Source organism: Ornithinimicrobium sp., assembly GCF_051004135.1.
Classification (GTDB): Bacteria; Actinomycetota; Actinomycetes; order Actinomycetales; family Dermatophilaceae; genus Ornithinicoccus.
This window is the reverse complement of record NZ_JBPCKQ010000194.1, coordinates 1-9,998: the sequence shown is the minus strand read 5'-3', so window position 1 is coordinate 9,998 and position 9,998 is coordinate 1. Positions and strand designations below refer to the sequence as shown.

12 protein-coding genes and 3 pseudogenes are annotated in these 9,998 nt (G+C 70.1%); 10 read left to right on the top strand and 5 right to left on the bottom strand.

The window, feature by feature from the left end:
• From ACR2FV_RS13805 to ACR2FV_RS13795, 3 genes and pseudogenes are all read left to right on the top strand, one after another.
• A pseudogene (locus ACR2FV_RS13805) lies at window positions 1-250 on the top strand (allantoinase AllB); the annotation flags it as partial.
• Between the two features lie 61 nt (window positions 251-311).
• On the top strand, window positions 312-785 hold the full coding sequence (gene bcp, locus ACR2FV_RS13800; RefSeq protein WP_434016274.1) for a thioredoxin-dependent thiol peroxidase: 474 nt from the start codon (window positions 312-314) through the stop codon (window positions 783-785).
• A 162-nt stretch (window positions 786-947) separates the two neighbouring features.
• Window positions 948-1,318: pseudogene (locus ACR2FV_RS13795) on the top strand (phosphoketolase); the annotation flags it as partial.
• Here ACR2FV_RS13795 and ACR2FV_RS13790 read toward each other — a convergent pair.
• Window positions 1,250-1,704 (bottom strand): annotated as a pseudogene (locus tag ACR2FV_RS13790) (ClpP family protease). The pseudogenes ACR2FV_RS13795 and ACR2FV_RS13790 overlap by 69 nt on opposite strands.
• Before the next feature lie 229 nt (window positions 1,705-1,933).
• On the opposite strand from ACR2FV_RS13790, the gene ACR2FV_RS13785 reads away from it, so the two are divergent.
• Both ACR2FV_RS13785 and ACR2FV_RS13780 read left to right on the top strand, forming a co-directional pair.
• A complete protein-coding gene (locus ACR2FV_RS13785; RefSeq protein ID WP_434016273.1) occupies window positions 1,934-2,707 on the top strand; it encodes a CHRD domain-containing protein in 774 nt (257 codons plus the stop codon).
• Window positions 2,708-2,711: 4 nt separating this feature from the next.
• Window positions 2,712-3,485 (top strand): class F sortase, encoded by a 774-nt coding sequence (locus tag ACR2FV_RS13780; RefSeq protein ID WP_434016272.1) that lies wholly within the window; start codon window positions 2,712-2,714, stop codon window positions 3,483-3,485.
• A gap of 8 nt (window positions 3,486-3,493) precedes the next feature.
• Here the strand turns inward: ACR2FV_RS13780 and ACR2FV_RS13775 are convergent, their stop codons facing one another.
• From ACR2FV_RS13775 to ACR2FV_RS13765, 3 genes are all read right to left on the bottom strand, one after another.
• Entirely contained in the window at window positions 3,494-3,979 is a 486-nt protein-coding gene (locus tag ACR2FV_RS13775; RefSeq protein WP_434016271.1) for a hypothetical protein, read from the bottom strand.
• Window positions 3,980-4,165: 186 nt separating this feature from the next.
• A complete protein-coding gene (locus tag ACR2FV_RS13770; RefSeq protein WP_434016270.1) occupies window positions 4,166-4,519 on the bottom strand; it encodes a hypothetical protein in 354 nt (117 codons plus the stop codon).
• A gap of 27 nt (window positions 4,520-4,546) precedes the next feature.
• Window positions 4,547-5,503 carry an SDR family NAD(P)-dependent oxidoreductase gene (locus tag ACR2FV_RS13765; RefSeq protein ID WP_434016269.1) on the bottom strand — a complete coding sequence of 319 codons (957 nt, stop codon included), beginning with the start codon at window positions 5,501-5,503 and terminating at the stop codon, window positions 4,547-4,549.
• A gap of 71 nt (window positions 5,504-5,574) precedes the next feature.
• Here ACR2FV_RS13765 and ACR2FV_RS13760 point away from each other — a divergent pair, with 71 nt between their 5' ends.
• Window positions 5,575-6,759 (top strand): zinc-dependent alcohol dehydrogenase, encoded by a 1,185-nt coding sequence (locus ACR2FV_RS13760; RefSeq protein WP_434016268.1) that lies wholly within the window; start codon window positions 5,575-5,577, stop codon window positions 6,757-6,759.
• Window positions 6,760-6,763: 4 nt separating this feature from the next.
• Here ACR2FV_RS13760 and ACR2FV_RS13755 read toward each other — a convergent pair whose 3' ends face one another.
• Window positions 6,764-7,456 (bottom strand): MBL fold metallo-hydrolase, encoded by a 693-nt coding sequence (locus ACR2FV_RS13755; protein WP_434016267.1) that lies wholly within the window; start codon window positions 7,454-7,456, stop codon window positions 6,764-6,766.
• Window positions 7,457-7,502: 46 nt separating this feature from the next.
• Between ACR2FV_RS13755 and ACR2FV_RS13750 the strand changes: the two genes are divergently transcribed.
• The 4 genes from ACR2FV_RS13750 (at window position 7,503) to ACR2FV_RS13735 (ending at window position 9,915) form a co-directional block, all read left to right on the top strand.
• A complete protein-coding gene (locus tag ACR2FV_RS13750; RefSeq protein ID WP_434016266.1) occupies window positions 7,503-8,444 on the top strand; it encodes an aminotransferase class I/II-fold pyridoxal phosphate-dependent enzyme in 942 nt (313 codons plus the stop codon).
• A 298-nt stretch (window positions 8,445-8,742) separates the two neighbouring features.
• Window positions 8,743-9,021 carry a hypothetical protein gene (locus ACR2FV_RS13745; RefSeq protein WP_434016265.1) on the top strand — a complete coding sequence of 93 codons (279 nt, stop codon included), beginning with the start codon at window positions 8,743-8,745 and terminating at the stop codon, window positions 9,019-9,021.
• Window positions 9,022-9,256: 235 nt separating this feature from the next.
• Entirely contained in the window at window positions 9,257-9,733 is a 477-nt protein-coding gene (locus ACR2FV_RS13740; protein ID WP_434016264.1) for a class E sortase, read from the top strand.
• 5 nt (window positions 9,734-9,738) lie between these two features.
• Window positions 9,739-9,915: a hypothetical protein gene (locus ACR2FV_RS13735; protein ID WP_434016263.1), complete on the top strand. Its 177-nt coding sequence runs from the start codon at window positions 9,739-9,741 to the stop codon at window positions 9,913-9,915.
• Window positions 9,916-9,998: the final 83 nt, after the last annotated feature.

Below are 9,998 nucleotides of genomic sequence, written 5' to 3'. Positions count from 1 at the left end.
GTCGCGCGTCCCGTCCGCTGGGTTTGGTTGGCGGGGAAGGCTCCCCCTTGCCGCCGCCCCCGCCCCCGACCTCGCGGTGCTGGCACCCAAGGACACCTTCACCGTCGACGTCGACCGGCTGCACCACAAGAACCCGATCACCCCCTACTCCGGCCAACAGCTGCACGGCGTCGTCCGACGCACGCTGCTGCGCGGGCGCCCCGTCGGCGACAGCCCGAGCGGCGAGCTCCTCCGCCGAGGAGACGCCTGAGCCACCCAGTGCACCCCGGCCAGCGCCTGGGTCCACAACCCGAGCACCGATGAAGGACACCATGACCCAGCTGAGCACGGGCGAGACCGCCCCCGACTTCACCCTGCCCACTCCTGACGGCGGCGAGGTCTCCCTCGGCCCCCTGCGCCAGCAGGCTGACCGCGGGGTGATCGTCTACTTCTACCCCAAGGCAGCCACCCCCGGCTGCACCACGCAGGCCTGCGACTTCCGCGACAACCTGGCCTCGTTGGGGGCTCTGGGCTACTCCGTGGTGGGCATCTCCGCGGACCCCGTGGAGGACCTGCGGGCGTTCGCCGCCGAGCAGAGGCTGAGCTTCCCGCTGGGCAGCGACACCGAGCACGCCGTCGCCGAAGCCTACGGAACCTGGGGACCCAAGACGCTCAACGGTCAGCAGATGGTCGGGGTGCACCGCTCGACCTTCGTCATCGACACGGACGGGACGATCGTGCTCGCCGAGTACGACGTCGACGCCAAGGGTCACGTCGCCGCCCTGCGGGCACAGCTGGCCGGCTAGCACCACGGATCAACGTCATACGGAACGTGCGTCCCGGCGCACGTTCCGTATGACGCTGACCTGTTCGGCTGCCGGGTGTTGGGACGTTGTGCCCTGGTGTGCCCCTTCCCCGGAGTGTCAGAGTGGGGATACCGACCCCTCCCTGCCCCCGAGGAGATCTCCATGTCCGCGTCCACCCGGCCGACCTCGACTGATCACCCGCCGACCCCGCATACGTCGTGGCGAGTCCGAGCCGACGCGACGAACGGACCGTTGGACGACGCCACCCTGGAGCGCATCGACCAGTGGTGGCGGGCGGCCAACTACCTGTCGGGGGCCAGATCTACCTGCGCGACAACCCGCTGCTTCGGGAGCCGCTGGCCACGGAGCACGTCAAGGCGCGGCTGCTCGGCCACTGGGGCACCACTCCGGGGCTGACCTTCCTCTACGCCCACCTCAACCGCGCGATCACCGAGCGTGAGCTGTCAGCGATGTATGTCACTGGTCCCGGGCACGGCGGACCCGGGCTGGTGGCGAGCACCTACCTGGAGGGTGCCGCCGATGCCCGCGGAGCCTTGATGCATCAGGATGCGGGCGTGCGGGAGGGCGAACCGAGCGCCGGGGCTGCCCATGGTGAGCAGGAACTGGCCGGCACTGCAGGCCAGCCCCATCGCCACGTCGACACCGCGTTGGGGATGAGCTGCATCGTGTCGCTGATGGCGAGCATGGAGGGCGCCGAGCCTCCGGGGAAGTTGATCCACAAACTGATCTCGGTGCGGGGATCCCGGGCAGACAGGAGGTGCAGCTGGGCGCACAGCTCGCTGCCCGTCGATTCCTCGAGCGGTCCGTCGAGCAGCAGGATGCGCTGGGACCGCAGTTGTTCGAGGGTCTGCCGGCGCAGTGGCGCAGCAACGGATGTGTGGTCGTCGTTCGTGCCCATGGACCCACGCTGCACCCGGGCGGCGCTGATCGCGGCAGCGGTGCTGCTGTGAGCAGAGCCTCACCCCTCCCGCGCGGATCGGCATACGCCACGCCCGTAGTCTGTGTGATACACCTCACAGCATTGCTCTTTTGAACATCCGCTTCCGGGCCGGGACCGAATGACCTTCGATGCAACCGCCGCATCGGCGCGGCCAAGCCGTGCAGCAACCAATCTCGAAGGAGATCTCATGCGCACCACCAAGAAGCACCTCGCCCCCCTCGCCATTGCGGCGATCGTGGGCCTTCCCTTCGCCGCAGCCGCTCCGGCCTCGGCCCAGGACGAGGGCACCGAGCTGTCCGCCGACCTCAGCCAGCTCAACGACTCCGGTGTCTCTGGCACCGCGTGGGGCATGCTCGAGGGCAACATGCTCGAGATCAAGGTCGAGGCCGATGGCCTGCTGGCCGACAGCCCGCACGCCCAGCACATCCACATCGGTGGCGAGAACACCTGCCCCGACCCCAACATGGAGGGCACCGGCTTCGAGGGCGCCATCCGCGTCACCGACGCAGCCGGCTCCTACGGCGGTGTCATGGTGTCGCTGACCAACGAGCCCGGTGAGACCACCCCGGAGGCTGCGCTCGACGTGGCCAACTTCCCGACCGGCCCGACCGTGGACTACGAGCGGACCATCGAGCTGCCCGAGGACGTCGCCGCCAGCATCAAGGCCGGTGACGGTGTCGTCGTGCTGCACGGTGTGGACCACGACGGCAGTGGTGCCTACGACGGTGACATCGAGTCCGACCTGGACCCGAGCCTGCCGTCCGAGGCCACCGACCCCGCCGCTTGTGGCGCGTTCGACGTGGCTCAGATGAGCATGCCGGAGGAGGGTGTCGCCACCGGTGGCGGCTCCACCCAGGGCACCGAGAACGCAGGTGTCCTCGCGCTGGGTGCCGTGGCCCTGGGCGCCGGCGCGTTCGGTGTCGCCGCGAACCGTCGTCGCAACACGAACGCCGGCCGCTGATCGCATGACCGTCAGCACCGATGGAGGCCGCGGGCGCACGTTCGTGCTCGCGGCCTCCGTCGCGCTCCTCCTCCTCGGCGCCGTCGCGCTGGTCTGGGTTTTAAGCACTCAGCAGGGGTCCCCCCCGGCTCCCGGCGCGTCGGAGGGTCTCTCGCAGACTCAGGAGAGCGCGACCTCAGCCCCCGACCAAGCCGCACAGACGGCACCACCTGACACCGCATCATCCACGCAGGCGGCACCCGATGCGGGTGCCGCGACGACGCAGCCCGACAAGCCGGAGGCCGCAGCGCCAAAAGAGCCGCAGATTGATGCGCTACCCCAGTCCGCTCCGGTGTCCATCGACATACCGAGCATCGACGTCACCTCCCAGCTGCACCCGCTGGGTCTGAACGACGACGGCACCTTGCAGGTGCCGACCGGGGAGCTGTACGACCAGGCTGCTTGGTACGACGGATCGCCCACCCCTGGTGAGCTGGGGCCCTCGGTCATCGAGGGCCACGTCACCAGCCAGGGCTCGACGCCCTCGATCTTCTTCGACCTGGGTGAGCTGGGCCGCGGAGACACCGTCGACGTGACGCGCGAGGACGGCTCCGTGGCCACCTTCAAGGTCTACGCCACGGACTCCTTCCCCAAGGACGACTTCCCCAAGGTCGCGGTCTACGGCAACACCGAGGTGCCCGAGCTGCGGCTGATCACCTGCGGTGGTGACTACGACGCCGACGCGCGTGCCCACGTCGATAACATCGTGGTGTTCGCCAAGCTCGTGCCGCAGGCCTGAGAGCCCGCTCAGTCCGCGCCGCCGAAGGCGGTGGGCGCCAGCACCTGGTGGCAGCGCTCGATGACCTCGAGCTGCTCGCGGGCACGACGCTCCAGGTCCGCCAGCTCTTGTCGGTTCAGCCTCGGCTCGTCCGAAACGGTCTGCAGGCTCTGCCAGAGGCTGAGCTTGCCTACCACCCCAGCGCGCATCGCCTCGAGCTCCACCAAGGGGGACAGGGGGGAGCGCGAGGTCAGCGCTCCGTTGAGCTTCAGGCGTCCGGCCGCCTCCCCGAGACGCCCCAGTGCCTGCCGGTGTCGTCGGGGGCTGAGCTCCAGCTCCTCCATGAGGGTGAGCAGCCGCTGCCGGTCGTGGTGGATCTGGGTGGCTAGGTCGACCAGGTCACCGTGCACCGGCAGGTCGGTGTAGCTGCGCGCCATCCGGTCCAGCCGGCGTACCGCTCCGGTGGCGCCCGCCAGATGATCACCCAGGTAGATCTGCATCAGTCCACGGTCCATCCGGCCACGATAGGGCCCTTCGGTGGCGACCGCAGGTCGGCGGGCCCAGCAGTGGGATGACCCGATTCGGCTACACCCTGACGGACCAATCCGTATGCCGCAGCGCGGCGCAGGGTCAGCCGACGGCTGCTGCGACGGCGGCTAAGAGGGCTATGACGGCGCCGAGCGCGCGCACCCGGTCGGCGATCAGGAGCCGGTGCACCAGATCGGGCCGACGCCCGCGAGCAAGCGCCCCGTGCGTGGGTGCCGCGACCAGGGCGTCGTCACACCGGCCAGCGCCGCACCGGCGCCGACCGTCCACACCCAGGCCGACGAGGGCACCGCGAGCACTGCCCACAGGCAAGCGCCGGCCAGGCTCAGATAGGTCACCGCCACCACGGGCACGATCGATCGACTATGGGCATCGTGGGCGGTGCTCCACCGGTCGGTGTCGACCCGCGCCAGCGCCGGATAGACCACCGTCGTCACGGTGAGCTGGAAGCCCGCGTGCACCGCCGTGGCCACGACCAGCGCGAGGAGCGCGAGCCCGGCGGAGTCCATGTCGGTCATGGTAGGCGCCCGCTGCGCTCAGCCGGATCGGCCCGATCGCTCGTTGTTGCGCCGGGCCGCACGCGAGCCGAGGACGGTGAGCGCGCGGACCGCGCGCGAGTCGAGCACCCGTTGTGCCTGGTGACCGACGAGGGTGGGTGTGCGGGGCGGATCGGGTGCTGCGGGCAGCAACCGCCCCACCAGCCCGAGCATGGCCACGGTGCTGCTCGGCGCCAGACCGTGCACCCGCATACCGACCTTGGCCAGCGGGGTCAGCACGACGTGCCGACGCCCGCCCAGCACCCCGTCGACGATCTTGGCGGCAGCCCGCTCGGCATTCATCGACAGCAGGGGCAACGAAGCCGACGGCGCGAACCAGGCATACTCCGCGCCGTGGTCGCCGGTGAACATGGCCCGCTCGTGCGAGCCGGTGCGCATCAGGCCCGGGATCACCGTGGTCGCGGTGACCCCGGACCCGGCGAGCTCGGCCGACAGGCCCTCGGAGAAGCCGACGGCCCCGAACTTCGCGGTGGCGTAGGGCAGCAGGTGCGGCGGTGCCAGGGTGCCGCCGATCGACGCGATGGTGCCGATCCGGCCCCGCCCGCGCTGCCGCATACCGGGAAGCACCTCCCAGGCCAGCTGCACCGGTCCGCGCAGCATCGTCCCGATCGCCTCGTCGAAGTGCTCCAGGGTCATCGACTCGGCCGGACCGACCCGGATGACCCCGGCCACGCTGATGAGCACCTCGATCGGCCCGAGCTCACGCTCGACCCGGGAGACCAGCTCGGCCACCTCGTCGCGGGAGGCCACGTCGCAGGCGTGACCCGTGACCGGCGCAGGTGGACCGTGTCCGGCGAGCAGCTCCACGGCAGCGTCCAGCTCGGTCCGGTCTCGCGCGCAGATGGCCACGGCATACTCGCGGTCCAGCAGCTTCCGCGCGATGAGCAGGCCGAGGCCGCGGGAAGCCCCGGCGACCAGGGCGACGGGTCGGTCCATGTCCCCGACGGTACGGCGTGCGCGCCTCCTCCGCTCGCGGACCAGGGCGGGTGCGCCTAGCGTCGACGCGCATGAAGGCACTCACCTGGCAAGGCATGCAGGACGTCGCGGTCACCTCGGTCCCCGACCCCGTCCTGCAGGATCCCACCGACGCGATCATCCGCGTCACCTCCACCGCAATCTGTGGCTCGGACCTGCACCTCTACGGCGTGCTGGCACCGTATCTGTCCCCGGGCGACGTGCTCGGCCACGAGTTCATGGGGATCGTCGAGCAGGTCGGCGCCGAGGTCGACAACCTGGCTCCCGGTGACCGGGTCGTGGTCCCGTTCAACATCTCCTGCGGGCACTGCTGGATGTGCCGCCGCGGGCTCTTCGCGCAGTGCGAGACCACCCAGGTCACCGAGCAGGGGTCGGGGGCGCGCCTGTTCGGCTACACCTCGCTCTACGGTTCGGTGCCCGGCGGGCAGGCGGAGTACGCCCGGGTGCCGCACGCCGACTTCGGACCCGTGAAGCTGGCCGACGACCATCCCGACGAGCGCTACCTCTACCTGTCCGACATCCTGCCCACCGCCTGGCAAGGGGTGCAGTATGCCGACGTGGACGCCGATGGCACGCTCGCGGTGCTGGGGCTGGGCCCGGTGGGTCTGCTCGCGGTGCGCGCCGCGCTGCACCAGGGCATCCGGCGGGTGATCGGCGTCGACCTGATCCCGGAGCGGCTGGCCCTGGCTCGGGCGGCGGGTGCCGAGGTCGTCGACCTGTCGGAGGCCGACGACGTGCCCGCTCGGCTGCGTGAGATGACCGAGGGCCGGGGACCGGACGGGGTGTTGGACGCCGTGGGCATGGAGGCGCACGGCAGCCCGGTGGCCGGTATGGCGGTGAAGGCGGCCAGCCGGCTGCCCGGACCGGTGGCGAGATCGGCCATCGAGCATGCCGGGATCGACCGACTGGCCGCGCTGCAGACCGCGATCTCCTCGGTCCGGCGTGGCGGCACCGTCTCGATCTCCGGGGTCTACGGTGGGATGGCCGACCCGCTGCCGATGATGGAGATGTTCGACAAGGGGATCGCGCTGCGGATGGGGCAGTGCCACGTCAAGCGCTGGACGCCGCAGCTGCACGAGCTGGTCTCCGGCGCCGAGGACGTGCTGGGGCTGGAGACCATGGCGACGCACCGGGTGCCGCTGTCGGAGGCCGCCGATGCCTACGAGATGTTCCAGGAGAAGCGCGACGGCTGCTTCAAGGTCGTCCTACAGCCCTGAGCGCTCAACCCGGTGATGACTCCGCATAGCGCCGGAACGCCGCCGCGGCGCCGGAGGTCAGCGGTCGGCCGTGCCCGAAGTAGGCCGCGGCGAACTCGTGCTCGGCGAGCCGCGCGATGCTGGCATCGACCGCGCGGCTGCGAGCGTTGAACACACCGCGCACGACCCGGCCGCGACGGGAGACCATCGCGGCGTCGCCGGCGAAGAGCAGGCCACCGGCCCGGTCCAGGACGAAGCTGAGGTGTCCATCGGTGTGACCAGGCGTTTCCACCACGCGCCAGTCCTGCGGCAGGCCGGAGTCGTCGGCCTCGCTGACCTCGTGATCGACCACGAGCGCGTCCGGCTTCGGAGCCAGCGCGAAGAGTCGCCTGAGGGGGGCGAGGAGGTCCATCATCGGCGGAGGTTGCAGGGGCGCCGCCCCCCGTGCCACCGCGGCGTCGGCCGGCGACATGCACACCGGGCCACCTCCCGCGTCGACGACCGCGGCGGCGCTGCCGACGTGGTCGGGATGCGCATGGGTGATGAGCACGGCCCGGAGGTCCTCCAGGTCACGCCCGATCGCACGCAGTCCGTCCCGGATCCGGGGCAGTCGGCCGGGAATCCCGGCGTCGAGGAGCACCATTCCCTCGTCTCCGTCGATGAGGTAGGCGTTGGAGCCGACCGACAGCCGGTGCACGCCGTGCCCCATTGTCTGCATCGACTGTCTCCTCCATCGGGCAATCGGCGAGGGCATCATGGACCTCATGACTGTGGCACACCCTGACGACCGCGTCCCACCGCCCGGACGACACGGGGGCGACGGGCCGGCGGTGGCGGCCGCGCTGGGGCTGGACCCGGCCCAGCTGCTCGACCTCTCGCAGAACCTGAACCCGTTCGCCCCCGACGTCACCACGTTGCTGGTCTCTCATCTGGACACGGTGCGCCACTACCCCGATCCTCGGGCAGCCACTGTGCTCCTGGCCGAGGCGCTGGGCATCGACCCGGCGCGGCTGCTGCTGACCAACGGCGGCAGTGAGGCGATCAGCCTGGTGAGCCGGGAGATGGGTGGGCGGGTCGCCGGTGAGCCGGAGTTCGCCCTTCACCCACGGCACACCACCGGACCGGTATGGCGCAGCGACCCGCACAGCCCCAGCGGCCGGCTGGCCACCCTGGAGCAGCAGGCCGACGTCTGGGACGAGGCGTTCTATCCCCTGGCGACCGGGCAGTGGACGGCGGGTCGCGGGCAAGGGATGGTCACAGTGGGCTCCTTGACCAAGACCTTCGCCTGCCCGGGGCTGCGGCTGGGGTACCTGGTGAGCGACGACATCGACCGCTTCGCGCGGCACCAGCCGCACTGGTCGGTCAGCTCGCCTGCTCTGGCCACCCTGCCGGACCTGCTGGAGCGCGCCGACCTGCCGTCGTGGGCCGCGCGCATCGCCGCAGCGCGGTCGGCGCTGAGCGAGGAGCTGACCCACCGAGGGCTGGCGCTCCAGGCGGCCGATGCCCCGTGGGTGCTGGTCGCAGCAGAGCTGCGCGAGGTGCTGGCCCGCTTCGGGGTGCTCGTGCGCGACTGCACGAGCTTCGGCATGCCCGGGGTCACCCGGATCGCGGTCCCGGACGCCACGGGTCTGGATCGGCTGGTCGAGGCTCTGGACTCGCTCGGGCAGATCGGTGCCTCGCGAAAAGCCGTACCTTCCACCTGGTGATCCTGTGGCAATGCTGTGTGCGCGACCCGGTTTTTGTTCGGAAGCTCATTTGTTGCGTAGTAACCAGGCAAATACTTTCAGAAATGTCTAAAGCAGACGACCGATAGCGAGTCCGCGGCCGGACCGGATTGGCAAGTGGAAAATGCCCAAACGTGTCAAAGTGTTATCGGATCGTTACTCTTTTGCTTGACCTAAGGGAAACTCGGCGTGGCACGCTCTGAGTGTTTTATTTCGACGTTCTAAATGCAGGATGGTCGAAAGGAAGTCTCCCTTTTCGGCACTCCCCTGAGGACACGCGATGACATCTCGGCCGATCGGCTTGCGCTTGCAGGCTTGGCGCACGGTGGTCAAGGAGGCCTCGCCCACCAGCGGGGTGGTCGTGGGCACCGGTGAGCTGTCGGCGCTGACCTGCGACCCGGAGCAGCCGGCCACCCTTGCACCATGTCAGGAGCCCTGGACCTCGCTGCTGGTGCTGCTGGGCGGTGCCGCCCTCGTGGCCGGCTCGAGGGCACCTCGGACCTGCGGGAGTTCCGCTGCGCACCGCAGGGCGATGTATGGAGCGCCAAAGGAACGGTAGAGAATTCGACCGGTGACGATCAGGTCTACTACGTCCGCATCGGCATGATCGAGGGTGATGAATCCCGCTGAGGATATTGTCACGACCGGACAACAGGGTCTCGAGTGTCTGCCGCGTGTGGTGCGCGGAGATGCACATGGATAGGCTGAGCACGCCGAATGGCGTCCACGATCGGACAGTGCAATGAAAGCTGTGCGGCAGGCGGCGGGGTTGCTCGGCGAGCGGGATCGCAGATGTGACGACGTCGACGGGGGCCGCGATGGCCATCGTGCACCTGCCGACCATCGACGAGGTCCGCCCGGTCAACGAGGGTGTCGAGCTGAGCATCCTCAACCGTGGTGTCCTCGGCCACTACCCCGACTCGGCGGCGCCGGGCGACGTCGGTAACTTCGCGGTGGCCGGGCACCGCACGACCTACGGCCGACCGCTGTGGGGCATCGCCGAGCTGAGTCCCGGTGACCCCATCGTGGTCGAGACCCCCACCGCCTACTACGTCTACCGACTCAGCGAGCTGCGGATCGTGCAGCCGGACCAGAGCGAGGTCGTCGCCCCGGTGCCGGGCCGGCTCGGTGAGCAGCCGAGCGAGCGATGGATGGTGATGACCGCCTGCCACCCGAAGTTCAGCGCCTCCCAGCGTATCGTCGCCCTGAGCATGCTCGACCACGCCCAACCCCGGTCGGCCGGGGCGCCCGCCGCGCTGACGGGGGGCTGAGCCGGGTGTACGCCGCACTCTGGCGCGTCCTGCCCGGCCCGAGGTGGGTGCGCGTCGTCCTGCTGATTCTGCTGGTGGCCGCCGTCGTCGTCATCTGCTTCAGCACGCTCTTCCCCGAGCTCGCCCCGCTGATTCCGTTCAACGACGGCACCGTGGGAGCCGGCCCCCAGCCGGCCGGCTGACGGCATACCCCGCGCGGGCGTATGCTGCGAGCGCGCCACGAAGACGAAGTCCGGTGAGAGCCCGGCACTGTCCCGCAACGGTT